The 24,862-nt window shown below is 69.0% G+C and carries 24 protein-coding genes; 16 read left to right on the top strand and 8 right to left on the bottom strand.

Annotation, left to right across the window (positions count from 1 at the left end; translation table 11 throughout):
• Positions 1-27: 27 nt before the first annotated feature.
• The 5 genes from BKN51_RS33205 (at position 28) to BKN51_RS33185 (ending at position 5,122) form a co-directional block, all read left to right on the top strand.
• Positions 28-786 carry an ABC transporter ATP-binding protein gene (locus tag BKN51_RS33205; protein ID WP_101611370.1) on the top strand — a complete coding sequence of 253 codons (759 nt, stop codon included), beginning with the start codon at positions 28-30 and terminating at the stop codon, positions 784-786.
• The gene (locus tag BKN51_RS33200) at positions 786-3,320 is read left to right on the top strand and encodes an FtsX-like permease family protein (protein WP_101611369.1); all 2,535 of its coding nucleotides are present in this window, start codon (positions 786-788) and stop codon (positions 3,318-3,320) included. The genes BKN51_RS33205 and BKN51_RS33200 overlap by 1 nt, the downstream gene beginning before the upstream one ends.
• A 58-nt stretch (positions 3,321-3,378) precedes the next feature.
• Positions 3,379-3,942 (top strand): orotate phosphoribosyltransferase, encoded by a 564-nt coding sequence (pyrE, locus tag BKN51_RS33195; RefSeq protein ID WP_101611368.1) that lies wholly within the window; start codon positions 3,379-3,381, stop codon positions 3,940-3,942.
• 119 nt (positions 3,943-4,061) lie between these two features.
• Entirely contained in the window at positions 4,062-4,454 is a 393-nt protein-coding gene (locus BKN51_RS33190; RefSeq protein ID WP_101611367.1) for a DUF2784 domain-containing protein, read from the top strand.
• A gap of 14 nt (positions 4,455-4,468) precedes the next feature.
• Positions 4,469-5,122 carry a TrmH family RNA methyltransferase gene (locus BKN51_RS33185; RefSeq protein ID WP_101611366.1) on the top strand — a complete coding sequence of 218 codons (654 nt, stop codon included), beginning with the start codon at positions 4,469-4,471 and terminating at the stop codon, positions 5,120-5,122.
• Positions 5,123-5,128: 6 nt separating this feature from the next.
• Here the strand turns inward: BKN51_RS33185 and BKN51_RS33180 are convergent, their stop codons facing one another.
• Positions 5,129-7,264, bottom strand: a complete 2,136-nt coding sequence (locus BKN51_RS33180) for a molybdopterin oxidoreductase family protein (RefSeq protein ID WP_101611365.1) — start codon at positions 7,262-7,264, stop codon at positions 5,129-5,131.
• Between the two features lie 73 nt (positions 7,265-7,337).
• On the opposite strand from BKN51_RS33180, the gene BKN51_RS33175 reads away from it, so the two are divergent.
• A complete protein-coding gene (locus tag BKN51_RS33175) occupies positions 7,338-8,357 on the top strand; it encodes a glycoside hydrolase family 76 protein (RefSeq protein ID WP_101611364.1) in 1,020 nt (339 codons plus the stop codon).
• 121 nt (positions 8,358-8,478) lie between these two features.
• Here the strand turns inward: BKN51_RS33175 and BKN51_RS33170 are convergent, their stop codons facing one another.
• The 3 genes from BKN51_RS33170 to BKN51_RS33160 form a co-directional block, all read right to left on the bottom strand.
• Positions 8,479-9,012, bottom strand: coding sequence for a GNAT family N-acetyltransferase (locus BKN51_RS33170; protein ID WP_101611363.1), 534 nt, complete (start codon positions 9,010-9,012; stop codon positions 8,479-8,481).
• A 47-nt stretch (positions 9,013-9,059) separates the two neighbouring features.
• The gene (locus BKN51_RS33165; RefSeq protein ID WP_168214444.1) at positions 9,060-9,929 is read right to left on the bottom strand and encodes a LacI family DNA-binding transcriptional regulator; all 870 of its coding nucleotides are present in this window, start codon (positions 9,927-9,929) and stop codon (positions 9,060-9,062) included.
• A gap of 88 nt (positions 9,930-10,017) precedes the next feature.
• Positions 10,018-11,052 (bottom strand): LacI family DNA-binding transcriptional regulator, encoded by a 1,035-nt coding sequence (locus BKN51_RS33160; RefSeq protein WP_101611361.1) that lies wholly within the window; start codon positions 11,050-11,052, stop codon positions 10,018-10,020.
• Positions 11,053-11,166: 114 nt separating this feature from the next.
• On the opposite strand from BKN51_RS33160, the gene BKN51_RS33155 reads away from it, so the two are divergent.
• The 7 genes from BKN51_RS33155 (at position 11,167) to BKN51_RS33125 (ending at position 16,823) form a co-directional block, all read left to right on the top strand.
• Complete coding sequence (locus BKN51_RS33155; RefSeq protein WP_101611360.1) at positions 11,167-12,183, top strand: substrate-binding domain-containing protein; 1,017 nt, start codon at positions 11,167-11,169, stop codon at positions 12,181-12,183.
• The gene (locus BKN51_RS33150; protein ID WP_101611359.1) at positions 12,180-13,169 is read left to right on the top strand and encodes an ABC transporter permease; all 990 of its coding nucleotides are present in this window, start codon (positions 12,180-12,182) and stop codon (positions 13,167-13,169) included. Before BKN51_RS33155 ends, BKN51_RS33150 begins: the two co-directional genes overlap by 4 nt.
• Entirely contained in the window at positions 13,166-13,972 is an 807-nt protein-coding gene (locus BKN51_RS33145) for an ATP-binding cassette domain-containing protein (protein ID WP_101611358.1), read from the top strand. The genes BKN51_RS33150 and BKN51_RS33145 overlap by 4 nt, the downstream gene beginning before the upstream one ends.
• 8 nt (positions 13,973-13,980) lie before the next feature.
• Positions 13,981-14,844: a PfkB family carbohydrate kinase gene (locus BKN51_RS33140; RefSeq protein ID WP_101613601.1), complete on the top strand. Its 864-nt coding sequence runs from the start codon at positions 13,981-13,983 to the stop codon at positions 14,842-14,844.
• The gene (locus BKN51_RS33135; RefSeq protein ID WP_076156365.1) at positions 14,841-15,488 is read left to right on the top strand and encodes a nucleoside/nucleotide kinase family protein; all 648 of its coding nucleotides are present in this window, start codon (positions 14,841-14,843) and stop codon (positions 15,486-15,488) included. The genes BKN51_RS33140 and BKN51_RS33135 overlap by 4 nt, the downstream gene beginning before the upstream one ends.
• A complete protein-coding gene (locus BKN51_RS33130; RefSeq protein WP_101611357.1) occupies positions 15,485-16,231 on the top strand; it encodes an SDR family oxidoreductase in 747 nt (248 codons plus the stop codon). The genes BKN51_RS33135 and BKN51_RS33130 overlap by 4 nt, the downstream gene beginning before the upstream one ends.
• Positions 16,232-16,415: 184 nt before the next feature.
• A complete protein-coding gene (locus BKN51_RS33125; RefSeq protein WP_101611356.1) occupies positions 16,416-16,823 on the top strand; it encodes a VOC family protein in 408 nt (135 codons plus the stop codon).
• A gap of 160 nt (positions 16,824-16,983) precedes the next feature.
• Here BKN51_RS33125 and BKN51_RS33120 read toward each other — a convergent pair whose 3' ends face one another.
• From BKN51_RS33120 to BKN51_RS33110, 3 genes are all read right to left on the bottom strand, one after another.
• Positions 16,984-17,655, bottom strand: coding sequence for a DedA family protein (locus BKN51_RS33120; protein ID WP_101611355.1), 672 nt, complete (start codon positions 17,653-17,655; stop codon positions 16,984-16,986).
• A gap of 150 nt (positions 17,656-17,805) precedes the next feature.
• Complete coding sequence (locus tag BKN51_RS33115) at positions 17,806-20,082, bottom strand: MFS transporter (RefSeq protein ID WP_101611354.1); 2,277 nt, start codon at positions 20,080-20,082, stop codon at positions 17,806-17,808.
• A 3-nt stretch (positions 20,083-20,085) separates the two neighbouring features.
• A complete protein-coding gene (locus tag BKN51_RS33110; RefSeq protein ID WP_101611353.1) occupies positions 20,086-20,604 on the bottom strand; it encodes a MarR family winged helix-turn-helix transcriptional regulator in 519 nt (172 codons plus the stop codon).
• A gap of 234 nt (positions 20,605-20,838) precedes the next feature.
• On the opposite strand from BKN51_RS33110, the gene BKN51_RS33105 reads away from it, so the two are divergent.
• Positions 20,839-21,264 carry a PPOX class F420-dependent oxidoreductase gene (locus BKN51_RS33105; protein WP_101611352.1) on the top strand — a complete coding sequence of 142 codons (426 nt, stop codon included), beginning with the start codon at positions 20,839-20,841 and terminating at the stop codon, positions 21,262-21,264.
• Between the two features lie 19 nt (positions 21,265-21,283).
• Here the strand turns inward: BKN51_RS33105 and BKN51_RS33100 are convergent, their stop codons facing one another.
• Positions 21,284-21,811, bottom strand: a complete 528-nt coding sequence (locus tag BKN51_RS33100) for a TetR/AcrR family transcriptional regulator (protein WP_101611351.1) — start codon at positions 21,809-21,811, stop codon at positions 21,284-21,286.
• Between the two features lie 91 nt (positions 21,812-21,902).
• Between BKN51_RS33100 and BKN51_RS33095 the strand changes: the two genes are divergently transcribed.
• Complete coding sequence (locus tag BKN51_RS33095; protein ID WP_101611350.1) at positions 21,903-23,387, top strand: MFS transporter; 1,485 nt, start codon at positions 21,903-21,905, stop codon at positions 23,385-23,387.
• An 18-nt stretch (positions 23,388-23,405) separates the two neighbouring features.
• Complete coding sequence (locus BKN51_RS33090) at positions 23,406-24,794, top strand: FAD-binding oxidoreductase (RefSeq protein WP_101611349.1); 1,389 nt, start codon at positions 23,406-23,408, stop codon at positions 24,792-24,794.
• Positions 24,795-24,862 lie beyond the last annotated feature (68 nt).

Raw genomic sequence — 24,862 nt, 5'->3', positions numbered from 1 at the left:
CGACCTGGGATTCCTAGGGTTTTCACCATGAACACTGGGTGGAACGGTGACGCGGTCCGGCTCGACGGCGTCCGCAAGGAATACGGCAAGGGCGTCATCGCTCTGGACGGGGTGACGCTGGCGTTCCCGCGCGGCGGCTTCACCGCGGTGATGGGACCTTCGGGTTCGGGCAAGAGCACTTTCCTGCACTGCGCGGCCGGGCTGGACAGGCCGACGTCGGGGTCCGTCGTGCTCGACGGGCAGGAGCTGGCCGGGATGAGCGAGACGAAGCTGACGAAGCTGCGCCGCGACCGGGTCGGCTTCATTTTCCAGGCCTTCAACCTGCTTCCGGCGCTGACCGTCGAGCAGAACGTCACGCTCCCCCAGCAACTCGCCGGTGCCAAGCCGGACCGCCGCGTCGTCGAGGAGATCCTCACCCGCGTCGGGCTTTCCGGCCGCCGCAAGCACCTTCCCGGTGAACTTTCCGGCGGGCAGGCACAACGCGTCGCGATCGCGCGAGCGCTCGTCACCCGGCCCGCGGTGGTCTTCGCCGACGAGCCGACCGGCGCCCTCGACACCCGCACCGCCGCCGAAGTCCTCGAACTGCTGCGTGCTTCGGTCCGCACGACCGGCCAGACGGTGATCATGGTGACCCACGACCCGATGGCCGCCTCCTACGCCGACCGCGTCATCTTCCTCGCCGACGGCCGGATCGCCGACGAACTGCACGCACCGACCGCGGACGTCGTCGCCGAGCGCATGACCCACCTGGGTGCCTGGGGCAGCCCCGTGCGGGCGGGTGCGTGATGCTGCGACTCGCCTTCCGGACCCTGCGCCTGCGCAAGGGCGGATTCATCGGCACCTTCATCGCCGTCTTCTTCGGCGCGCTGATCGTCGCCTCCTGCGGTGGCCTGATGGAGACCGGGATCCGCAGCAACGCGGAACCCCAGCGGCTCGCGGCCGCCCCGATCCTCGTCACCGGCGGGCAGACCTTCGCTCTGCCCAAGAAGGACCCGGCTTCCCTCGACGCCGACGACAAGCGCAAGTTCGAGGACGCGCGGCTCCCCGAGCGCGTCCGGCTCGACAACGGCCTGGTCTCCCGGCTGCGGTCCGTGCCCGGCGTTTCGGACGTTGTCGGCGAAGTGAGCTTCCCGCTCGCGGCGAGCGGGCGACCGGCACTCGGCCACGCCTGGGATTCCGCCGCGCTGACCCCGTACGCGCTGGTCGCGGGTGCCGTGCCCGCCGCGGGCGAGGTCGTCGTCGAGTCCGCGTCCGGGTTGAAGCCCGGCGATCTCGTCGACATCGCCGCGCGCGGCGAGACCGAATCGTTCCGGGTCGCCGGGGTGGCGGGGGCGCCGCGGTCGATCACGCAGGCCGCCGTGTTCTTCTCCGCCACCGACGCCGCCCGGCTTTCCGGGCACCCCGGCAAGGCCGACGTCATCGGCGTCTTCACCAAGCCGGGCGCCGATCTCGAAGAGGTGCAGGCGAACGTCGCCAAGGCCGCGGCCGGGGCGACCGTCCTGAGCGGCATCGACCGCGGCGTCGCGGAATTCCCCGAGGCCGAGTCGAGCGGTTCCAACCTGATCGTCATCGCCGCGGTGTCCGGCGGGCTCTCGGTGATGGTCGCGATGTTCGTCGTCGCGAGCACGCTGAGCCTGTCCACCCAGCAGCGTTCGCGGGAACTCGCCCTGATGCGGGCGATCGGCACGACGCCGCGCCAGCTTCGCCGGATGGTCCTCGGCGAGGCGTTGGCCGTCGGCCTGCTCGCCACCGCGCTCGCCGCCGCCCTCGGTCCGCTCCTCGGCGAGTGGCTGTTCGGCCAGCTCGTCGAGAACGGTGTGGTGCCCGGGGTTCTGCGGTTCTACCAAGGCTGGCTGCCGTCGGTCGTCGGCGCGGGCGCCGCGATCCTCGCGGTGTTCATCGCCGCCTTCATGGCGGGCCGCCGGGCCGGGAAGATCCGGCCGACCGAGGCGCTCGCCGAGGCCGCGGTCACCCGCCGCTGGCTGACCCCGACGCGTTTCGTGCTCGCGGCACTCTGCTTCGGTGGCGGCACCGCGCTGGCCATCGTGACCGTCGCGGTGATGACCGGTCCGGTCGCGGCCAGCACCGCCGGGCCCGCGGTGATCCTGTGGGCACTCGGCGTCGCGATGATCACCCCCGGCGTCGCGAAGGTGATGACGGCGATCCTGCGATGGCCGATGCGCCTGCTCGGCGGGATCGACGGGCACCTCGCCGTGCTCAACACCCGTGCCGGAATCGTCCGGGCGGCGGGCGCGGTCACCCCGATCATGCTCGCCGTCGGGATCGCGACCGCGAACATCTACCTGCAGACCACCCAGCAGGAGCTGGCCGACCAGGCGTTCACCGAGGACGTCCGCGCCGACGCCGTGATCGGTTCGAACGCGGGCGGGCTGTCGCCGGACCTGGTCCAGCGGATCCAGGCCGTGCCCGGGGTCGCCGGCGCGTCCGAGTACGTCACCAGCAGCGTGTTCCTCGAGGATCCGTACGACTCCTCCGACGACGGACGCCCGGCGATCGGCCTCACCGCGTCCGGTGCGGGCGCGACGACCGACACCAAGGTGACCCAGGGGGACCTGAAGGCGCTGACCGGCCGGAGCGTCGCGCTCCCCGAGGTCTTCGCGAAGGACTTCAACCGCGGCATCGGCGACACGCTGAGCCTGAGGCTCGGCGACGGCACCCCTGCCGACGTCAAGGTCGTCGCGGTGATCAGCCAGCGGCCCGGCTTCGAGAGCCTGCTGTTCCCGGCTGATCTCCTGGCCCCGCACACCACCGCCGGGCTCGCCGGGCAGCTGCTGGTCCGCGCCACCCCGGACGTCGATCCGGCGGCGCTGACCGAACGGCTTCGCGAGGTGACGGCCGGGCTGCCCGTGTCCGTCGGCGACCGGGATGCACTCGTCGCGGCGCACGCGAAGGACCAGGCCGTCGGCGCGTGGGTCAACTACCTGCTGGTCGGGATGATCATCGCCTACACGGTGATTTCGGTGGCCAACACGCTGGTGATGGCGACCGTGCGGCGGCGCCGTGAGTTCGGGTTGCAGCGGCTCACCGGTTCGACCAGGGCGCAGGTGCTGCGGATGGCGGGCTTCGAGGGCGGGCTCGTCGCGCTGATCGGGATCGTGCTCGGCACCGTCGTCTCGGCGGGCGCGATCGTCCCGTTCTGCCTGGTGGCGGCCGATTCCCTGCTGCCGATGGGCTCGCCGCTGATCTACCTGTCCATCATCGGCCTCGCCGCGGTGCTCGCGCTGACGGCGACCCTGGTCCCGGCCTGGGCGGCCACCCGCGGTCAGGCCGTGGACGCCGCGACCACCGGCAGTGATTGACCACACCACGGCAAACACCCCGGTGGTGCGCCGCGAGCCGTGTGTAAGACTCTCGGCCGTGGCGTACCCCGGGGTTGATCAAGCGGCGAAACTCGAACTGGCGAGACTGGTCGGCGAACTCGCCGTCGTGCACGGAAAGGTGACCTTGTCGTCCGGCAAGGAAGCCGACTACTACATCGATCTCCGGCGGGCGACGCTGCATCACGCGGCCGCCCCGCTCATCGGGAAGCTGCTCCGCCAGCTCACGCACGACTGGAACTACGTCGCCGCCGGCGGCCTGACCCTCGGCGCGGACCCGGTGGCGCTGGCGATGCTGCACTCCGCGGCCACCGACGGTGTCGTGCTCGACGCGTTCGTCGTCCGCAAGGGCGCGAAGGCGCACGGCATGCAGCGCCAGATCGAAGGCGTCGAGGTGCTGGGGCAGCGGGTGCTCGCCGTCGAGGACACCTCGACCACCGGCGGCAGCGTGCTCACCGCCGTCAAGGCGCTGCGCGACGCCGGGGCGAACGTGGTCGGCGTCGCGACGGTCGTCGACAGGGACACCGGAGCGCGCGAGGCCATCGAGAAGGAAGGCCTCGAATACCGTTACATTCTGAACAAGGACGATCTCGGTCTGTCCTGATTAAAGCTTCCCCAAGGGGGCATCCTCCGTTCGCGAACGGAGGATGCCCCTTTTTTCGTGAGCGATTCTCAATACGAGAGGGGTAACGTCGCAGGTAGGGGAGTGAAAGGGGGCTTGAGGTGGCGGGTTTCCTGGCGAACGTGACAGTCGCGGTGCACATTTTCGCGCTGCTGTTCATCGGATTCGGTGGTTTTCTCGCGTGGCGGTGGCCGAAGGTGATCTTCGTGCATGTGTTCTTCGCCGCATGGGGGATCCTCGTCAACGTCTTCCCCTGGCCCTGCCCGCTGACGGCGGCCGAGAACTACTTCCGCCACCAGCAGGGTCTCGGTGACCTGCCCGGCGGCTTCAACGCCTACTACCTCTACGACACGGTGTTCCCGCGCTCCATGCTGCCGGTCGTGGTCCTGATCGCGATGGCGACGGTGATCGTCTCCTACGTCGGCACGGTCCAGCGCTGGCGCCACCGCCACCATGACGGGGACGCACCGGCGCACCGCGTCAGCATGGGCTGAGTGACAATCACTCGGTGAACTCGGAAGAAGCCGGCCCCACCGAATGGGTGGCGCGGGAAGAGGTCGGCGTCGGCCCGTGGGAGGGCGAGTGGCCCGCGGACGAGCGCTACGACCCCGAACTGCTGGCCAACGGCGACCGCCGCAACGTCGTCGACCCGTACCGCTACTGGCGGCGCGAGGCCATCGTGTCCGATGTGGACGCCCGGCGGCACCCCTTCCACGTGGCGATCGAGAACTTCCAGCACGATCACAACATCGGCACCGTGGTCCGGACGGCGAACGCGTTCGCCGCCGCGGCCGTGCACATCGTCGGACGGCGGCGCTGGAACCGGCGCGGCGCCATGGTGACCGACCGCTACCAGCACCTTCTCCACCACGAGGACGTCTCCGGGCTGCTGACCTTCGCCGCCGAGAAGGGGCTCGCCGTGGTCGCCGTCGACAACACCCCCGGCTCGCAGCCCGTCGAGACCGCGGAATTGCCGCGCGAGTGTGTCCTGCTGTTCGGCCAGGAAGGGCCGGGGTTGTCGGCCGAGGCGCAGAAGACCGCGGCGCTGGTCGTCTCGATCGCGCAGTTCGGCACGACGCGCTCCATCAACGCCGGCGTCGCCGCCGGGATCGTCATGCACGCCTGGGTCCGGCAGCACGCAGACCTCGCCACGGCCTGGTAACCCGGGCTAGACCGGGGCGACCTCCACCGGGATCCCGTTCAGCACGGCGTTCCCGGACGGGACGTCGAGCAGGGTCTCGTCGGCGACGAGGTTCGAGTTGACCCCGGCGTGCGCCGTCGCGACCTTCGTGCGCATGCCTTCGACGTCGTGCCCCCAGCCGTGCGGCATGCTCACCACGCCGGGCCGGACGTCGGCCGTGACCTCGACCGGCACTTCGAGCTTCCCCGCCCTCGACGTCACCGAGGCGAGCCCGCCGTCGGTCAGCCCGAGCCGGGACGCGTCTTCCGGGTGAACCTGGACGGTGCACCGGTTTCCGCCGCGCACCAGGGGCGTCAGGTTGTGCATCCACGAGTTGTTCGAGCTCAGATGCCGCCGTCCGATGAGCAGCAGGCCGCCGTCGGGCGCCTTGCCGAGTTCCGCGCGCAGCCGCGGGACGTCCTTCGTGATCGCGTCCGGGGCCAGCTCGACCTTCCCGCTCGCGGTGCTGAGCACCTCCGGCAGCCGCGGCTTCAGCGCGCCGAGGTCGATGCCGTGCGGCGCGGCTTCGAGGTCGGCGAGCTTCAGCCCGTACGGCCCGCCGCGCAGCATCAGGTCGATCATCCGCGCCGGTCCCGTGCGGCCTTCGGCGAGCGACAGGTCGACGCCGGTGCGCCGCGCCGTCTCGGCCGCGACCATCGTGTCGAAGGCGGCGACGTCGACGTCCGGGCCCTGGCCGGCGGCGATCCCGGCCATCCGCAGCAGAGTCACCCACTCCTGCGGCAGGTCCGTGTCGAGGGTCGGAGGCGTCCAGTTCGCGACGTTGCGCACGGCGAGCGTGTACAGCGCGACGTCGTAGTGCGGCCGCTCCAGTGGTGACGGTCCGGGCAGGATGACGTCGGCGTGCCGGGTGGTCTCGTTGAGATAGACGTCGAGGGAGACCATGAAGTCCAGCTGCCGCAACGCTTCCGTGAGCCGCGCGGAGTTGGGCGTGCTCAGCGCCGGGTTGCCGCTGATGGTCACCAGCGCCCGGACCCGGCCCTCGCCGGGCGTCTCGATCTCGTCCGCGAGCGTGGCCACCGGCAGTTCGCCGAGCACCTCCGGATAACCGCGCACCCGGCTCGTCCAGCGGCCGCTGGTGAACGGCGAAGACCGTCGCGGCTTCCACGCGGCGGGCAGCGGGAACATGACGCCGCCCTCGCGGTCGAGGTTGCCGGTGAGCGCGTTGACGACGTCGACCAGCCAGCTCGCGATGGTGCCGTACGACTGGGTCGTGGTCCCCATCCGGCCGTAGACCGCGGCCCGCTCGGCGTTCGCGAGTTCGATCGCGATGCGGCGGATCTCGGCGGCGTCGATCCCGGTCGCGGGCGCGACCGCCTCCGGCGTGAACGGCTCTGCGAGCGCGCGAACCTCGTCGACACCGTTGAGGTGCTCACCCGGACTGACGCGGTTCTCCGCAAACAGGACGTTGACCAGCGCGAACAGGAACAACGCGTCGGTGCCGGGCCGGATCGCGTGGTGCTCGTCGGCGAGCTGGGCGGTCCGGGTGCGGCGCGGATCGAGGACGACGATCTTGCCGCCCCGCTTCTGGATCCCGCGCAACCTGCCGCGGGTGTCGGCCGCGGTCATCAGGCTTCCGTTGGACACCAACGGGTTCGCGCCCAGAATGAGCAGGTGCTCAGTGCGGTCGAGGTCGGCGACGGGAATGGTCTGCGGGTCGCCGAAGAGGTAGCCGGACGAGAAGTGCTTCGGCATCTGGTCGACCGTGGTCGCGGTGTAGAAGTTCTTGGTGCCCAAGGCTTTGAAGAACACACGGCCGTAGAGCACCAGCGCCGCGTTGTGCACCGTCGGGTTGCCCGAGTAGACGGCGACGGCGTTCTTGCCGTGCTCCTCGATGATCGGCCGGAGCCGCCGGTCGATCTCGGCGAAGGCCTCGTCCCAGCCGACCTCGACGAACTCGCCGTCGCGTTTGACCAGCGGCGCGGTGAGCCTGTCCGGATCGTGGTGCAGCGCGCCGAGCGAGGCGCCCTTCGGGCAGATGTAGCCCTGGGAGAAGACGTCCTCGCGGTCGCCCTGGACCCGGGTGACGAGACTCTTCTCGTCGATCGTCACCTCCAGGCCGCAAGTGGCTTCGCAGAGCGGGCAGGTCACGTGCGCCGTGGTCATGAAGCACCTCGCGGGGTCGGGTATCGCCTTAACATACTGAGCGGTATGTCAGCGGGCAAGGGATGATGGCGCGATGACCGCACTCGCCGACCGGGCCGCGGCCGCCGAACGCGCGGTCCGCGACCGGCATCTGCGCCGGGTATGGGGACTGCCCGGGACCGTGCTCGGCCGCAGCGGCTGGCCGCCGTCGGCTGGCCAGCGCGTCCACTGGCACTGGAACTACTGGTGGCAGGCGCACCTGCTGGACACCCTCGTCGACGCGCAACTGCGGGACCCTTCGCCGGACAGGCTGAAGCTGATCGACCGGTTCGTGGCGTCGGTGCGACTGCGCAACTTCGGCAAGTGGATCAACGACTATTACGACGACATCGCCTGGCTCGGCCTCGCGCTGCAACGCGTCGGGCACCTCGGGCTGGACGTCCGCGGCGGGCTGGAGGCGATCAGCTCGCGGCTGCGCGAAGGCTGGACCGACGAAGCGGGCGGCGGGATCCGGTGGCGCGTCGGCGACGATTTCAAGAACGCGCCCGCGAACGGCCCGGCCGCGATCTTCCATGCGCGCGAAGGGGCCGAACAGCACGCGCGGGGCCTGACCGACTGGATGACCGAGCGGCTCGTCGATCCGGAGACCGGACTGGTGTGGGACGGCCTCCGCGTCGACTCCGGCGAACTGGTCAAGCATATTTTCACCTACTGCCAAGGGGTTTACCTCGGCGCCTGCCTCGAACTGTCCGAAGTGGACAGAGTGGAGCACGTGATCCACGCGGTCGCGGAGCACGTCGCGCCGAACGGGGTGATCCGGGGACAGGGAGACGGCGACGGCGGCCTGTTCGCCGGGATCCTGGCGCGCTACCTGGCGCTCGCCGCGCCGCTGCTGCCGAGCGGGGTGGCACGCGATCTGGTCATCCGGTCGGCCGAGGCCTGCTGGACCGGCGCCACCGAGACGCCGCACGGGCCGCTCTTCAGCGCCGACTGGGCGACTCCGGCGCCTTCGCTCCCCCTCGCCCCCGACGCCCCCGAACGCGACCTGTCCGTCCAGATCAGCGCTTGGATGCTCCTCGAAGCCGCCGCCACCCTGACCCACGCCCCGCACTGAGCCGCCTGTCCACGACCCTCGCGCGCTATGAAAGGCCCGTTACTTGCAAATTTTGCAAGTAACGGGCCTTTCATGTCACGCCCCGCACACCCAAAGCCGCAACTAGAGGACTACTTGCGGGTCACCAGACGTCGCCCGAGCGCCAGTCCGCGGTGATCTCCCCGTCCAGATCCATGGTGACCCCCACCGGCAGCACGTGGATCGACCCGTCGTCCTCCTTCGTCGCCTCCACGCCCGAAGGCGTCATGGCCGACGAAGGACCGCGCCACAACAGCCACCCGCGCGACGCGTAGAACTCCAGGGCGTCTTCGGACGCCGAAAGCGCTCCGAGGTCGTACGCCTTCCGCAGGACCAGCTCCAGCGCGTCCATCATCGCGGCGCCGTGACCACGCCGCCGGTGGTCCGACCGGACGGCGACCGCTTCGACGTACCCCGTCCGCAGTGCCCGCCCGTCGTGCATCAGCCGTCGCTGGACCAGCGACGCGTGCCCGATCAGCTCGCCGCCCTCCCAGATCAGCGTATGCATGCCGCCGAGGGCGTTCTGCCAGTCGTCTTCGCTGAAATCACCGTCGAAGGCGTCGTCGAGCAGGGCGCGTGCCGCTTTCAGCACGGCGGCGTCGAGGTCGGCGGTGTGCACGGTCCACAGCTCGGTCATTCCGCCATCTTCACCCGGCGGCGGCGTTCTGACCAGCGAGTTGTGACTCAGCAGCCGCACGATTGACGGTGTATGAAGCGCGGTGCGAGCCGTACGGATTCGGGTCGTCGCTCAGGGTCGGTGATCCGGGCCAGCAGGAGTTCGACGGCCTTGCGCCCGATCTCCTCGATCGGCTGCGCCATCGTGGTCACCGCCGGGGTCACCTGGCCCGCCCACTCCATGTCGCCGTACCCGACGATCGCCAGGTCGCGCCCGATCCGGATGCCGAGCCGGTGCGCCTCGTACTGGACACCGATCATCATCGCCTCGCTCGCCACCACGAGCGCTGTCGGCGACGGCCAGCTGTCGAGCAGTTTCGCCGTCGCGGCGGCCGCCCCACCCGGGGTCGACTGCCCGCACGCGACCAGCTGTGACGTCCACCGGATGCCGGAGCGGCCGAGGCCGAGGCGGTATCCCAGCGCCCGCTCCTCGAAGGTGGCCATGTCCTCTTCGCCCGAGATGAAGCCGATCTTGCGGTGCCGCAGCCCGGCGAGGTGCCGCACGAGCGCGCACACGGCCTGGATGTTCTCGGAACCGACCTGGTCGACGTCGTTGCGCCCGGCCATCCGGTCGACGAGCACGGTCGGCACACCCATCCGGACCAGGCCGTTGATCACCGCTTCGTCACCGGCCGCCGGGACGAGCAGGACACCGTCGACGCGGTCCGCCCGCAGCGCGCGGATGACCGCGGCCTCTTCGGCGACGCTGTCCCCGGTGTCGGCGAGGGTGATCTCGCAGCCGTGACGTCGTCCGGCGCGGCGGATGGCACGGATGAGCTCACCCGAATAGGGGTTCGCGTGCATCGCCATGGCCACCCCGAACCGGTGGGTGACAGGGGTGTCCTCCCACAGGGGTAACGCCGGCGACAATGCGGTCATCGGTCCACGCCTTCATCCGAGCTTGAATGAAGGTAACGGCTGTTGGACCCCCGCTCGGCGGCGAGACCGGAAAGTCGGCCAACAATCATCAATGTGAGTGAACATGCGCGCATCCGCAGGACGCCCGATGGCGGAGCGTAGGCGGAATCCGAATCGTCTGGGCCTTGCGTGCCGGATCGTTGATCCTGGCCAGCAACAGGCGCACTGCCTGTGTGCCGATCTCCTCGATCGGCTGCGCCATCGTGGTCAGCGGCGGATCGACCAGATCGGCCCACTCGACGTCGTCGTAGACCACCACCGGCAGGTCGATCCCGGCGCGCAGTCCACGTTTGCGCAGCTCGTGCAGTACCCCGACCATCATGCTGTCGTTGCCGACCACCAGCGCTGTCGGCGGTTCCGGCAGCGCGAGCAGCGTGCTCAGCGCCAGCGCGCCGCCGGCCCGCGACGACTGTCCGCACGCGACCAGGTCCTCCGACCAGGTCAAACCCGACCGGCCGAGCCCCAGCCGGTAGCCGAGGATGCGTTCCTCGCTGGTGCTCAGCCCCGCCGTGCCGCTGATCATGCCGATCCGCTGGTGCCCGAGCGACGCCAGATGCGCCGTCAGCGCGGACGTCGACTGGATGTTCTCCGCGCCGACCTGGTCGACGTCGGTGCGGGTGGAGAGCCGGTCGATGAGCACCGTCGGAACGTCCAGCGAGACGAGCTCGCCGATCACCGAACCGTCGCCGGGCGACGGCGTGATCAGCAGTCCGTCGACCCGGCGTGAGCGCAGGGTTCGTACGGTTTCACGCTCGGTGTCGACGGTGTCGTGCGTGTCCGCCAGCAAGACCGTGTAGCCGGCTGACGCGGCTTCGCGCTCGATCGCCTGGATCAGCAGGGCGAAGTACGGGTTCGCCAGCAGGGAGATCGCGACGCCGATCGACCGCGTGCCGCCGGTGACCAGGGAACGGGCGATGGCGTCACCGGTGTAGCCGGTCTGCTCGATCGCGCGCAGGACCGCGGCCTTGGTCTCCTCGGCCACCGCTCTCGTCCCGTTGACCACGTGTGAGACCGTCGTGATCGAGACTCCCGCCAGCTCGGCGATATCGCGTTGGGTGGGGCGGGAGGAGCGTGACGGCGGCATTACCAATCCTCGATCAGGTCTGCGAGCAAGCGTTTGCGCAAACGCTTGCGAGTGAGCATAACCCTGTCTACCTTCCGGTCCATCAGGACAGCCTCGAATCGGAGGGCATCCCCCATGAGACAGCGCAGTCTCGTCGCGCTCACCCTGGCTGCCGTGCTCACGGCGACCACGGCCGGGTGCACGGTCGAACGCCACTGGGGTGGCGGATCGAACGCAGGCGGTGGTGGCAAGGCCAAGGTCGGCCTGGTCACCAAGACCGACACCAATCCCTACTTCGTCGAGCTGAGAGCGGCGGCCAAGGCGGCCGCCGAAGCGAACGGCGCGGAGTTCAACGCGCTCGCCGGCCAGTTCGACGGTGACAACGACGGCCAGGTCCGGGCCATCGAGAACCTCATGCAGCAGGGTGCGAACACCATCCTGATCACGCCGAGTTCCTCGACCGGTGTGCTCGACGCCATCGACCGCGCCCGCAAGGCCGGGGTGCTGGTCATCGCGCTCGACACCGCGACCGAACCCGACACCGCCGTCGACGCCACCTTCGCCACGGACAACTTCGAGGCCGGACGTCAGCAGGGCGCGTACGTGAAGGCCGTTCTCGCGGGCAAGCCGCCGAAGCTGTTCATGGTGGACGGCACCGCCGGATCCACAGTGGACACTCAGCGGCACACCGGGTTCCTCAAGGGCATCGGCCTGACCGACGCGTCGCCCGAGATCAAGGGCAAGACGCCCGCGAACGGCGATCAGAGCCTGGCTCAGCAGGGCGTGGAGAACCTGCTGCAGCGCACCACCGACATCAACGCCGTCTACACGATGAACGAGCCGATGGGCCGCGGCACCTACGCCGCCCTCCAGGCCCGCGGCCTGGTGAACCAGATCGTGATGGGCTCGATCGACGGCGGCTGCGAAGGTGTCAAGAACGTCCGCGACGGCCAGTACGCCGCCACGGTCATGCAGTTCCCCAAGAAGATGGCGGAGCAGGGCGTCCTCGCCGCCGTCGAGTACGCCAAGACCGGCAAGAAGCCGAGCGGGTTCGTCAACACCGGATCCGCGGTGATCACGGACAAGCCGATCCCCGGCGTGGAAAGCCAGGACACCAAGTGGGGCCTCGAGAACTGCTGGGGGACGAAATGAGTACCTTGACCCTCAAGGGCAACGAGCGGCCGACCATCGGTGAGTTCTTCCTGCGCGCACCGGCGGTCGGGCCCGCGCTGGCCCTGCTCGTCGCGATCGTGGTGTTCTCCCTCTCGACGGACACCTTCCTCGATCTCGACAACCTTTCCCTTGTGGTGCAACAGTCCCTGGTGGTCGGCACGCTAGCCCTCGGGCAGACGCTGATCATCCTGACCGCGGGTATCGATCTGGCCAACGCGGCCGCGATGGTGCTCGCGACGCTGATCATGGCGAAGCTCGTCGTCGGCGGCGTTTCCGGGATTTGGGCGCTGCTGCTGGGAATCGTGGCGACGGTGGTGATCGGGATGGTCACCGGTTCGCTGGTCACCCGGATCAAACTGCCGCCGTTCATCGTCACGCTCGGCCTGCTGACGGTGCTCACCGCGGCCGCGAAACTGTTCGCGAGCGGCCAGGCCGTCCCGGTCGCCGACTCGCTGCTCAAATGGCTCGGCACCCGCCGCTACCTGTTCGGCGGCATCCCCATCACCTACGGCATGACGCTGGCTTTGCTGATGTACCTGGCACTTTGGTACGCGCTCACGCGGACTCCGTGGGGCAAGCACGTCTACGCGGTCGGCAACGCGCCGGAATCCGCGCGGCTGTCCGGGATCAAGGTCAACCGGACGATCCTTTCGGTGTACATCGTCGCCGGGGTGATCGTCGGGATCGCGGCCTGGCAGGCGCTCGGCCGCGTGCCGAACGCCGACCCGAACGCCTTCCAGCTCGGCAACCTCGACTCGATCACCGCGGTGGTGCTCGGCGGCGCGAGCCTGTTCGGCGGCCGGGGTTCGGTTCTCGGCACGATGATGGGCGCGCTGGTCGTCGCGGTCCTGCGGTCCGGTTTGACCCAGCTCGGGGTGGACGCGCTCTACCAGGACGTCGCGACCGGTGCCCTGCTCATCGGCGCCGTCTGCGTCGACCGTTTCGCGAGGAGGCAGCAGTCATGACGACACCAACGTTGTCCGCTCAGGGGCTCGTCAAACGCTACGGCCGGGTCACCGCCATCGACGGCGCCGACTTCGAACTGTTCCCCGGTGAGGTGCTCGCCGTGGTCGGCGACAACGGCGCCGGGAAGTCGAGCCTCATCAAAGCCCTTTCGGGCGCGGTGATCCCGGACGCCGGTGAGATCAAAGTGGACGGTCAGGCCGTGCACTTCAAGTCCCCTTTGGACGCTCGCCACTACGGGATCGAGACGGTGTACCAGGATCTCGCCGTCGCCCCGGCGCTCGACATCGCGTCGAACATGTTCCTTGGCCGGGAAAAGCGGCGCAAGGACCTGTTCGGGCAGCTGTTCAGGAAGCTGGACACCGCGACCATGCGGGCCGACGCCCAGCGGATCCTGGACGAACTCGGCATCAACATCAAATCCATCACGCAGCCGGTGGAGACGCTGTCCGGCGGGCAGCGCCAGGGTGTCGCGGTCGCGCGGGCGGCCGCGTTCGGCACCAAGGCGGTGATCATGGACGAGCCCACCGCCGCGCTCGGCGTCGCCGAATCCGGCAAGGTGCTCGACCTGATCAACCGGATCCGTGAACGCGGTCTGCCGGTGGTCCTGATCAGCCACAACATGCCGCACGTGTTCGACATCGCCGACCGCATCCACGTGCACCGCCTCGGCAAGCGCGTCGCGGTCGTCTCGCCGAAGACGCACACGATGAACCAGGTCGTCGGCCTGCTCACGGGTGCGCTGAAGCTCGGCGAGAACGGCGAAGTCGAAGAGGTAGCCGCAGCCGTGCACACGGGTCTGTAGTGCGGCGGGTGCTGCTGGCGGGCCTGTGCACCGTCGACCAGGTTCAGCGCGTCGCCGAGTTCCCGGCGCCGGGCGAGAAGGTGCGTTCGCTGTCCGTGGACGTCGCCGCCGGAGGGCCGGCGACGAACGCGGCGGTGACCGTGGCCGCGCTCGGCGCCGGGGCGACGCTCTTCACGGTCGCCGGTGCGCACCCGCTGGCGGCGCTGGCCCGCGCCGACCTCGAGGCGCACGGCGTCGACCTCGTCGACCTCGATCCAGCACGGCCCGATCCGCCCGCGATCAGCGCCATCGTCGTCCGTGACTCCGACGGGGAACGCACCGTCGTCTCACGCAACGCCCACGCCTCTTCGCGATTCGTCCTCTCGTTGCGGTCCTTGCACGCGCAACTACCGCAACCAGAGGACGAATTGCCCGGGTGCGTGCTCCTCGACGGGCACCATCCGGAGGTCGCCACGTACACGGCGCGCTGGGCGCGGGAGCGCGGCGTGCCGGTGGTGCTCGACGCCGGGAGCTGGAAGCCGGTCTTCGCCGAACTCCTGCCGCTGGTCGACATCGCCGCGTGCTCCTCGCTCTACCGCGGGGACGATCCGCGTGCGCACGGAGTGCCGGTGGTGATCACGACCGCGGGCCCCGATCCGGTGCGCTGGTCGACGGCGGACGGCTCCGGTGAGATCCCCGTTCCCGTCACCCAGGCGCGTGACACGCTAGGGGCGGGCGACGTCTGGCACGGCGCTTTCGCGTACGCGGTCGCCAGGGACACAGGGGACGTCCCCGGCTGGATCGAGTTCGCCAACGAGGTGGCCGCCGAACGGGTGCGGCATGAAGGACCGAGGTCGTGGACGGCCGCGGTCGCGAAGAAAGGACTGCCATGACAGCCATGCCTCCGGTGTTCGAGGACCTGTTGAGCAGGGCTCAGACGCTGGCGAAGCCGGGGCAGCGCAGCGTGCTCGGGATCGTCGGTGCCCCCGCGTCCGGCAAGACGACCCTGGCCTGGGGCCTGGCGAAGGCGCTGGGCACGAGGGCGGCCGTGGTCGGGATGGACGGTTTCCACCTGGCGCAGGTGGAACTGCAGCGGCTCGGCCGCGCGGAGCGCAAGGGCGCGCCGGACACCTTCGACGCCGCCGGGTACGTGCACCTGCTGCGAAGGCTCGCCGAAGGCCGCGAGACGGTCTACGCGCCCGAGTTCCGCCGTGAGATCGAGGAGCCGATCGCCGGTGCCGTCGCGGTCACGCCGGACGTGCCGCTGGTCATCACCGAGGGGAACTACCTGCTCATGCAGGACGACCCGTGGAGCGGCGTGAAGCCGATCCTCGCCGAGTCTTGGTTCCTCGCGCCGGACGAACCCGAGCGCATCGAGCGGCTCGTTTCGCGCCACCGCCGCTACGGCCGTTCGCTGGTCGACGCGCGTCGACGCGCCCTCGGTTCCGACCAGCGCAACGCCGATTTGATCGCGTCCACCAGCGGCCGGGCCGACCTGGTCCTCGAGAATCTTCCGCTGGTCAACTTCGCCATATGAGTGGTGTTCTCCTCGTCACCGGCGGCAGCAAGGGCATCGGCGCGGCGGTCTGCGAACTGGCCGCCGCGCGTGGTTACGACGTCGTCGTCAACTACGCGGGTGATGCCGAAGCGGCCGAAGACGTCGCTTCGCGCGCCCGGAAGCACGGCGTCCAGGCGATCGCCCGGCGCGGGGACGTCGCGTCCGAAGACGACGTGCTGGCCCTGTTCGACGCGGCCGCCGGACTCGGTCCCCTCGCCGGGGTGGTCGCGAACGCGGCCATCACCGGCAACACCCCCGGCCGCTTCGACGAATACGACGTCGACGTCGTTCGTCGCGTCGTGGATGTCAACATCACGGGCGTCTTCCTGTGCGTCCGCGAGGGCATCCGCCGGATGTCCACCCGGTACGGCGGCGCGGGCGGCGCGATCGTGACGGTGTCCTCCACCGCCGCGCGGACCGGCTCGCCCGGGGAGTGGGTCCATTACGCGGGGACCAAGGCGGCGGTCGAAACGATGACCTACGGCGTGGCGCAAGAAGTCGCGCGGGAGTCCGTCCGGATCAACGCCGTCGCACCCGGGATGATCCACACCGGCCTGCACGCGGCGGCCGGGCTGCCCGATCGGATGGACCGGATCGCCCCGACCATTCCGATGGGACGAGCGGGCGAACCCGGCGAAGTCGCGGAAGCCGTGCTGTGGCTGCTTTCCCCGGCCGCGTCGTACACCACCGGGACGGTGCTGACCGTCGGCGGAGGGCGTTGACCCCCGGGGCCACGGACCGGTTACGAGCGGATATCGGGTCCGCGTGCGGTTCAGCCACTTTTTAACACGGTTTCCCGGCAGATATCACGATTCATGTGGGAAGTCGGCGGATCACCTCGTGGCCCCAGGCGCCTGTGTCACCCTGGTTGCGCCCCCAAGCTCTTGATCAGGACGGTCATCCCCGATGTCCAAGCTCATGTCTGTGCACCATCTGGCACTCACCGTGACCGACGTGGACCGGAGCGTGCCCTGGTACGCCCGCGTGCTCGAACTCGAGGAGTTCACGCGTCGCGAAGACCCCGAAACGGGTCTGCGGAAGGTCGTGTTGCGCTCGCCGAGCGAGGGTTTCGCGGTGGTGCTCGTCGAACATCAGGACACCGAGCGGCCGCGGTTCGACGAACGGCGGACCGGTCTGGACCACGTGGCGTTCAAGGTCTCGTCGCGGTCGGAACTGGCCGAGTGGGAAGCGCGGCTCTCGGAGTACGGCGTCGTCTACACGCCGTCGAAGGGATCGCGAACCCTGGAAGGCTCGTCCGTCATCGTGTTCCGTGACCCCGATGGCATCCAGCTGGAGATCTGGGCGGACGCTTAGGCCGTGTCCGGCGAGTCTTGTTCGCGGTCTTCGCGCCCAGGCGGTCCCTGACGGCACGGGCGGATGCGGCCGAGTACGACCCGGTACGAGGCCGATCCGCCCGCACCGTCAGGAACCACCTGGATCACGAAGCCCATCGAACAGACCCACCGGACACGGCCTAAGTGGTCGCGCGGTCCTCGACCTCGTCCGCCGGGCGCCGCATTTCCTGGCGGTAGCGGATCACGCCGTAGGCCGTGCCCACCACGAAGAACGCGACGCTGATCCACAGGGCGGCCGTCTTCACCCACGGCAGCTGGTCCAGCAGGCCGGCACCGTAGTAGCCGAGCAGCACCAGCGTCGGCACCCAGAGCAGCCCGCCGAGCGCCGTCGCGAGGGCGAACCGGCGCGGATCCATCCGCGCGGTCCCGGCGATGAGCGGCGCCAGCGTGCGGATCCACGGGATCCAGCGCGCGGCGACGATGGCGAAGAAGCCTCTGCGATCGAGGAAGTTCCTGGCGCGGTCGAGGTTGTGCCGGTTCAGCACCTTGCCCCCGCGCCGGGCGATCAGTTTCGTGCCCGTCGTCCGGCCGATGTAGTAGCCCACCTGGTTGCCGAGGATCGCGACGAGCAGCGCGGCCGCCGAGAGCAGCCACGCGTTCAGGTCGGAGCCGTGCTGCGCGAGGACGACCCCGGCCGCGAACAGCAGGGAGTCGCCGGGCAGGAACAGCCCGATGATCAGCGCGCACTCCACGAAGATGAAGCTCAGCACGATCACCCAGACGAGCACCGGCCCGGCGGTGTCGAGCCAGCTCACGCCGATGCCCGCGGCCTCGGTGTACACCTCACTCACGACGCGAGCCTACGTGTACTCGGCGAACCGCATGCGGCCGAACCGTGGAATCGGGGTGTCCGAAAGTTCCGGTCACGCGCCCCACGGACGCAATGAACGGGACTTTCATTGCAAATTTTGCAATGAAAGTCCCGTTCATTTCACTCGCGCCTAGTGCTCGATGAGCTCGTCGAGCGCCTGGTCGTAGCTCAGCCGGACGTCGTGTTCGGCCTGGTCACCGCCCAGCAGCTCCACCCGGCTGGTGGCGGGCGGGTAGCCGCTGGCGATCACCGTGTACGTCCCGGCGGGCAGGTCGCTGATCGTGTAGTTGCCCTCCGCGTCGGTCCTCGCCACGGCGGCGACGCCGCCCGAGGAGTCGAGCACGGTGATCCGCGCGTCCGGCACGATCCGCTCCCCGTCGGTGCGGGCGACCCCGCTCAGCAGGATCGTGCTGACCAGTTCGACGTCGTGGCGCAGCACGCCGGCGCCGGTGGCGGTCAGCGTCGCCGCGACCGGCCGGAACCAGCGACCGCTGGCGACGATCGTGTACCGCCCGCCCACGATCCCGGCGAAGGAGTAGACGCCGTTCTCGTTCGTGTGGGTCCTGGCCACCTGATTGCCGTTGTGGTCGATCAGGGTCAGCGCCGCCCCCGCGACGTTCGTCGCGTCGTCCCGGCGGACGTGCCCGCTGATCTGCGCGGATCCCGCCCGATAGACGCCGTTGCCGTTCCCGTTGGTCATCGCGTGCTTGCCGGGTTCGGGAGTCACCGGAGCGGTGACGACCGTCTTCTCGGAAGCCGTTTCGACAGGTGCGGGCTCCTCTTCTTCGAGGAGGGCTTCGCCGCCTTCGAGAGCTGATGCCGCCGAAGGAGTCGAGCCGCCGAGCAGCGGGATCTCCTTCATGAACATCAGCACCAGCGTCGCCAGCAGCGCGACCGCGCCCGCCACGTAGAACACCGTGGTGATCGACTCGGTGAAGCCGATCAGCACCGGGGTCTTGATGGCCTCGGGCAGGCTCGCGATACCGCTCGTGTTCGATTGGATGTCGCCCAGCGCCGCGGCGCCTTCCCCGGTCGGCGCGTTGCCGCCGAACGCCTTGGTGATGTTGCCCGGCAGGACGTTGAACAGGATCGTCAGGAACACCGCGACACCCGCGGTACCACCGATCTGCCGGAAGAACGTCGCCGAAGCGGTCGAGACGCCCATGTCGCTGCGGGGGCCCGCGTTCTGCACCGCGATGATCAGCGTCTGCATGCAGGCACCGAGGCCGAGACCGATGATCGCGGCCGCGACCAGCGGGTGCCACAGCGCGCTGTTGTACTCGACCTGCGCGAAGAAGAACGCGCCCGCCGCGATCAGCAGCGTGCCGACCACCGGGAACACCTTGTAGCGGCCGGTCTTGCTGGTGATCTGGCCCGAGATGATCGAACCGCTCATGATGCCCGCCATCAGCGGGATCATCAGCAGACCCGACTCGGTCGGCGAGAACTCCTGAACCACCTGCATGTACTGCGGGATCATCATGATCGCGCCGAACATCGCCACACCGACGATGACGCCGCCGATGATCGCGACCGTGAAGGTCGAGTTCTTGAACAGCCGCAGCGGGATCAGCGCCGCGTCCTTCATCAGCTTCTCGATGAAGATGAAGGCGACCACGCCGATGGCGCCGATGACGTAGCAGATGATCGCGTTCTGCGAGCCCCAGCCCCACTTGTTGCCCTGCTCGGCGACGATCAGGAACGGCACCACGGCGACGACGAGCGCGAGCCCGCCCCACCAGTCGATCTTGTGGTCGTGGCGCTGGTGCGGCACGTTGAGCACCTTGGCGACGACGAACAGCGCGACGATCGCGATCGGCACGTTGATCAGGAAGACCCAGCGCCAGCCGGCGATGTCGTAGCCGAAGACGCTGCCGAGCTTGTCGAAGTCGGCGAAGAACCCGCCGAGCACCGGGCCGAGCACGGTGGAGATACCGAACACGGCGAGGAAGTAACCCTGGTAGCGGGCGCGTTCCCGCGGCGGCACGATGTCGCCCATGATCGTCATCGCCAGCGACATCAGACCACCGGCGCCGAGGCCCTGGATCGCGCGGAACGCGGCCAGCTCGTACATCGACGTCGCGAACGCCGAGGCGATCGAACCGATCAGGAAGATCGAGATCGCCGCGATGTAGAACGGCTTGCGCCCGTAGATGTCGGACAGCTTGCCGTAGATCGGCGTGACGATGGTCGAGGTGATCAGGTAGGCCGTGGTGATCCAGGCCTGCAGGTCGAACCCGTTGAGGTCGTTCGCGATGCGGACGATCGAGGTGCCCACGATCGTCTGGTCGAGCGCCGCCAGGAACATGCCCGACATCAGGCCGATCAGGATCGTGACGATCTGACGGTGGCTGAGCCGGGGCCCGTCCTCCTCGACGGCTGGTGGACTTTCTACGGTGGAACTCATTGTTCAGGCCCCCTTGGCCTTCGACGCCGACGCGGGGTCGGCGAACTGTGGAGATGTTTTTTCGATGTCGTCGTTCAGCCGGTGGAACAGCGAGTTGAGGGTTTCCCGGTCGTCGTCGGACCAGTCGCCGAGGACCTCGGCGAGCCACTGATTCCGTTGCTTGCGGTTCTCCTCGAACACCCGGAGCCCTTCGGCGGTCGGTGCGAGCAGGCAGGCGCGGCCGTCTTCGGGGTCGGCCAGGCGCTCGACCAGCCCGTGCTGGACGAGAGAGCTCGACTGCCTGCTGATGGTCGAGATCTCGGAGTGCAGGAACTCGGCGAGTTTGCTGGTCCGCTGGGGCCCGACGTGGATGAGGCAGAAGAGGATCGCGTACGCGGCCCGCTCGATGCCGTCCGGCCCCTGCTTGGACACCTGGGACTTGGCCCGGTTGACCAGGCGGACGAGCCGCACGAGCTCGTGCCCGAGGGTGTCGGCCAGATCGAGGTCGGACTTCGACCTGGTGCCGGGTGTCGTGGGTGTCATGGTGGTCTCTCTCGCCGGTTGCTTGGTCACTGCAACTAGTTGCCTAGAGCAAGGATGTTCCTCTCAAGGGTGCTTCGCAAGGAGAAAGTGACCGGGTGTGTCGGACAACACTTTAGTTGCCGCATGCAAGCACATTTATTCGTGCATGTTTGTCCGGTTCGCCCGTCTTGGGGTGCTGAGCAGGTGTTTTGTCGCCAGGGGAACAAGCCGGACCGGTCGCGCTTTGATGAAGTCATGACCGACTCCGCGCTTCTCGCGATCCTCGCCGGCCACAACCTCGGCACCCTCGCCACCATCAAACGGGACGGCAGGCCGCAGCTCTCGACCGTCAACTATCTCTACGACGCGGACGCCGGCGCGATCCTGATCTCGATCACCGCGCCGCGCGCCAAGACCAGGAATCTCCAGCGCGACCCGCGGGCGACGTTCCATGTCGCGACCGAGAGCGGCGGCAGCTACGTCGTCGTCGAGGGTCCGGCCGTGCTCACGCCGACCGCCGCTTCGCGCGACGACGCGACCGTCGACGCGCTGGTGGATCACTACCGGCGGGCTCGGGGCGAGCATCCGGACTGGGACGAGTTCCGGGACGCCATGGTCGCCGACCAGCGGGTCCTGCTCACCATCCCGATCGAGCGCGTCTACGGCCTCGACCGCAACTAGAGGACTAAACGCGAGGAAATCAGCGCTGGATGCGGGCCTTGATCTCGTCGATCCGGTCGAGGAGGGGGCTGGGGTCGTCCCGGCCGAGTGCCGCCCGCAGGTAGAGGCCGTCGCCGACCAGGATGACCAGTTCGGCGGTCAGCGGGTCGTCGACGTGCTCGCTGATCAGGTCGTGGACCCGCTGGTTGTAGACCTGCACGACCTCGGAGACCCGCGGCTCGTTGAGCATGATCCGGATCGTCGCCATGGTCGTGCGATGCAGCGGCTTGCGCTGGGTGACGTCGGTGATCGCGGTGCGCAGGTACCACGAAACGACACCTTCGGGTGCGTTTCGTGCCCGCTCGAGGTCCTCCTCCGACAAGAGGGCGAGGCGCTCCAACAGGCCGTCGACCAGGGCTTCCTTCGAGCCGAAGTGGTAGAGCAAGCCGCCCTTCGACACTCCGGCGTGCGCGGCGACGGCTTCCAAGGTGATGCCGCCGGGGCCCTGCTCGATGAGGATCTCTTCGTACGAGTCGAGGATGCGTTCCTTCGCCGTGGGCTTCGCCATATCAGTTGACTATACCGTCCGGACGGTTTACCTTCGAACCAGGCGGTAACTGTACCGTCCAGACGGTTTACCTAATTGAGGAGAGTGCGCCATGGCGGGGCGCAAGCAGTGGTGGGCGTTGGCGGTACTGGTGCTTCCGGTGCTGCTGATCAGCGTGGACATGACGGTGCTCGGGTTCGCGCTGCCGTTCCTGTCCGAGGATCTGGCGCCGACCGGTGCGGAGCAGTTGTGGATCGTCGACATCTACTCGTTCATGCTGGCGGGCCTGCTGGTCCTGATGGGCACGCTCGGCGACCGCATCGGGCGCCGCAAGCTGCTGCTCATGGGTGCCGCGGCGTTCGGCGCCGCGTCGGTGCTCGCGGCCTTCTCGACCAGCGCGTTCATGCTGATCATCGCCCGGGCGCTGCTCGGGGTCGGTGGCGCGACGCTGATGCCGTCGACGCTGTCGCTGATCCGCAGCATCTTCCTCGACCCCAAACAGCGCCGGACCGCGATCGCGGTGTGGAGTGCCGGGTTCTCCGGCGGCATGGCGCTCGGACCGGTGCTCGGCGGCTGGCTGCTGGAGCACTTCTGGTGGGGTTCGGTGTTCCTCATCAACGTCCCGGTGATGCTGGTGCTGCTGGTCGTCGGACCGTTCGTGCTGCCGGAGGCGCGTGACCCGAAGCCGGGCCGCTTCGACCCGTTGTCGGCGCTGCTGTCCCTGGCCGCGATGCTGCCGGTGGTCTACGGCATCAAGCTGGTCGCCGAACACGGCTTCACCCTCAAGGCCGCGATCAGCATCCTGATCGGTCTCGCGCTCGGTGTGCTGTTCGTCCGCAGGCAGAACCGTCTCGACGAGCCGATGCTCGACCTGAAGCTGTTCTCGAACCGGGCCTTCAGCGGGTCCGTCGTGACGAACATGCTCGGCGTGTTCGCCTTGGTCGGCCTGTTGTTCCTGGTGCCGCAGTACCTGCAGCTGGTGCTCGGGCTGACCCCGGTCGTCGCCGCGCTGTGGATGCTCCCGGCGACGGTCGCCGGGATCACCGGCGCGCTTCTCGCGGCTTGGCTCGCGAAGCGGATCCGGGTCTCCGTGCTGGTCAGTGTCGGTCTCCTGGTCGCCGCTGTCGGGTTCCTGGCGTTGACGCAGGTCTCGTCCGGCGGCGGGCTCGCGTACGTCGTGGTGTCGTTCACGCTGCTCGGGGGCGGTGTCGCCCTGTCGGAGACGCTGACGAACGACCTGGTCATCTCGGCCGCACCGGCCGAACGGGCCGGGGCCGCGTCGGCGATTTCCGAGACCGGCTTCGAGCTGGGCGGCGCGCTGGGCACCGCGATCCTGGGTAGTGTCGCGACCGCGGTCTACCGCTCCGGCCTGCCGGAGGGCACGCCCGAGGCCGCGCGGGACACGCTCGGTGGCGCCGTCGCCACCGCGCAGCAGCTCGACCCCGCGCAGGGGCAGGCGCTACTGGCGTCGGCGCGTGAAGCCTTCACCCAGGGGATGCACGTCACCGCATGGGCAGGCGTCGTCGTGCTCGTCTATACGGGTGTTCAAGCGTACATTCTGCTCAATCGGAAGAAAGATTCCGCAGTGCGGATCTGATGAGCCTACGATAAGGGTATGAGCAACGACGCCTTGGTCATCCGGCTCCGCGAGCATCTCGGCGAGGCCGCGGTACTCACCGACTACGACGTCACGGCCGCGTACTCGCGCGACATGATGCCGCTCGCCGAGTCGGGCAGGCCCCTCGCGGTGGTGCTGCCCGCCGACACGGCGGGGGTGCAGGCCGTGGTCAAGGCCTGCGCGGAATTCGAGGTCCCGATCGTGCCCCGCGGCGCCGGCAGTGGTCTGTCCGGCGCCGCGAACGCGATCGACGGCTGTGTCGTGCTGGTGCTGACCAAACTCGACCAGGTCGTCGAGATCGACGAGGGCAACCGGCTCGCCGTCGTGCAGCCCGGCGTGGTGAACCTCGATTTCCGCACCGCCGTGGAGAAACACGGCCTGTTCTATCCGCCGGACCCCTCCAGCTACGACTGGTGCACCATCGGCGGCAACCTGTCGACCAACGCCGGTGGTCTGTGCTGCGTGAAGTACGGCGTCACCACGGATTCGGTACTGGGCCTGGAAGTCGTGCTCGCCGACGGGTCGCTGCTGAAGACCGGGCGCCGCACGGTGAAGGGCGTCGCGGGCTACGACCTCGCGCGGCTCTTCGTCGGCAGTGAGGGCACGCTCGGGGTGATCACACAGGCGACGGTCGCGCTGAAACCGTTGCCGCAGCTGCCTTCCACGCTCGTCGCGGCCTTCAACAGCACGGAGGCCGCCGGGGAAGCCGTCGCGCGAGTCGTGCGCGAGGGGCTGGTGCCGTCGCTGCTGGAGATCATGGACGCGACGTCCATCAAGGCCGCCGAGGCCTATCTCAAGACCGACCTCGGCACCAGCTCGGACTGCAAAGCCTTGCTGCTCGCGCAATCCGACTCCGGCGGCGAGGTCGCACGGCGGGAACTCGCCGCCCTGGAACAGATCTGCGTCGACTGCGGTGCGGATCTGGCCTACGCCACCGAAGATCTCGAAGAGGGCAAGATGCTGCTGCAGGCGCGGCGGGTCGTGCTCACCGCGCTGGAGCTGTACGGCGTCTGGCTGACCGACGACGTCTGCGTGCCGCGCACCCGGATCGCCGAGCTGATCGCGGGCTGCGAGCGGATCAGCGAAGAGGTCGGGCTGCGGATCGCCGTGGTGGGCCACGCCGGCGACGGCAACATGCACCCGACGATCGTCTACTCGCCGGACTCCGAGGAGGAGTTCGCCCGCGCGCGGACGGCGTTCGACGCGATTCTCGAGGTCGCCCTGTCGCTGGGCGGGACGGTCACCGGCGAACACGGCATCGGCAGGATCAAACGCGAGTGGCTGGCGAAGGAGATCGGCGAAGTCGGCCTTCGCGTGCATCGCCAGATCAAGCAGGCTCTCGACCCGGGGAACCTCTTCAACCCGGACTCGATGTTCTCCCTCTGAACGGCGAGAGCTGGGGGAATCGTCCTCTAGAGGATGTGTGAAACGTCCGCTAGGCGTGTCGAGAAGCC

The sequence above is a fragment of the Amycolatopsis sp. BJA-103 genome, assembly GCF_002849735.1.
Lineage (GTDB): Bacteria > Actinomycetota > Actinomycetes > Mycobacteriales > Pseudonocardiaceae > Amycolatopsis.
This window is presented reverse-complemented; position numbering and strand designations above follow the sequence as displayed.

What these genes read in the sequence shown, in the direction of transcription:
- BKN51_RS33105 (WP_101611352.1), top strand. Translation starts at nt 20,839, where the DNA reads ATGACCGACTCCGCGCTTCTCGCGATCCTCGCCGGCCACAACCTCGGC.
- BKN51_RS33160 (WP_101611361.1), bottom strand. Translation starts at nt 11,052, where the DNA reads ATGCCGCCGTCACGCTCCTCCCGCCCCACCCAACGCGATATCGCCGAG.
- BKN51_RS33180 (WP_101611365.1), bottom strand. Translation starts at nt 7,264, where the DNA reads ATGACCACGGCGCACGTGACCTGCCCGCTCTGCGAAGCCACTTGCGGC.
- BKN51_RS33145 (WP_101611358.1), top strand. Translation starts at nt 13,166, where the DNA reads ATGACGACACCAACGTTGTCCGCTCAGGGGCTCGTCAAACGCTACGGC.
- BKN51_RS33130 (WP_101611357.1), top strand. Translation starts at nt 15,485, where the DNA reads ATGAGTGGTGTTCTCCTCGTCACCGGCGGCAGCAAGGGCATCGGCGCG.
- BKN51_RS33095 (WP_101611350.1), top strand. Translation starts at nt 21,903, where the DNA reads ATGGCGGGGCGCAAGCAGTGGTGGGCGTTGGCGGTACTGGTGCTTCCG.
- BKN51_RS33135 (WP_076156365.1), top strand. Translation starts at nt 14,841, where the DNA reads ATGACAGCCATGCCTCCGGTGTTCGAGGACCTGTTGAGCAGGGCTCAG.
- BKN51_RS33115 (WP_101611354.1), bottom strand. Translation starts at nt 20,082, where the DNA reads ATGAGTTCCACCGTAGAAAGTCCACCAGCCGTCGAGGAGGACGGGCCC.
- BKN51_RS33175 (WP_101611364.1), top strand. Translation starts at nt 7,338, where the DNA reads ATGACCGCACTCGCCGACCGGGCCGCGGCCGCCGAACGCGCGGTCCGC.
- BKN51_RS33125 (WP_101611356.1), top strand. Translation starts at nt 16,416, where the DNA reads ATGTCCAAGCTCATGTCTGTGCACCATCTGGCACTCACCGTGACCGAC.
- BKN51_RS33165 (WP_168214444.1), bottom strand. Translation starts at nt 9,929, where the DNA reads ATGACCGCATTGTCGCCGGCGTTACCCCTGTGGGAGGACACCCCTGTC.
- BKN51_RS33200 (WP_101611369.1), top strand. Translation starts at nt 786, where the DNA reads ATGCTGCGACTCGCCTTCCGGACCCTGCGCCTGCGCAAGGGCGGATTC.
- BKN51_RS33150 (WP_101611359.1), top strand. Translation starts at nt 12,180, where the DNA reads ATGAGTACCTTGACCCTCAAGGGCAACGAGCGGCCGACCATCGGTGAG.
- BKN51_RS33205 (WP_101611370.1), top strand. Translation starts at nt 28, where the DNA reads ATGAACACTGGGTGGAACGGTGACGCGGTCCGGCTCGACGGCGTCCGC.
- BKN51_RS33155 (WP_101611360.1), top strand. Translation starts at nt 11,167, where the DNA reads ATGAGACAGCGCAGTCTCGTCGCGCTCACCCTGGCTGCCGTGCTCACG.
- BKN51_RS33090 (WP_101611349.1), top strand. Translation starts at nt 23,406, where the DNA reads ATGAGCAACGACGCCTTGGTCATCCGGCTCCGCGAGCATCTCGGCGAG.
- BKN51_RS33100 (WP_101611351.1), bottom strand. Translation starts at nt 21,811, where the DNA reads ATGGCGAAGCCCACGGCGAAGGAACGCATCCTCGACTCGTACGAAGAG.
- BKN51_RS33110 (WP_101611353.1), bottom strand. Translation starts at nt 20,604, where the DNA reads ATGACACCCACGACACCCGGCACCAGGTCGAAGTCCGACCTCGATCTG.
- BKN51_RS33170 (WP_101611363.1), bottom strand. Translation starts at nt 9,012, where the DNA reads ATGACCGAGCTGTGGACCGTGCACACCGCCGACCTCGACGCCGCCGTG.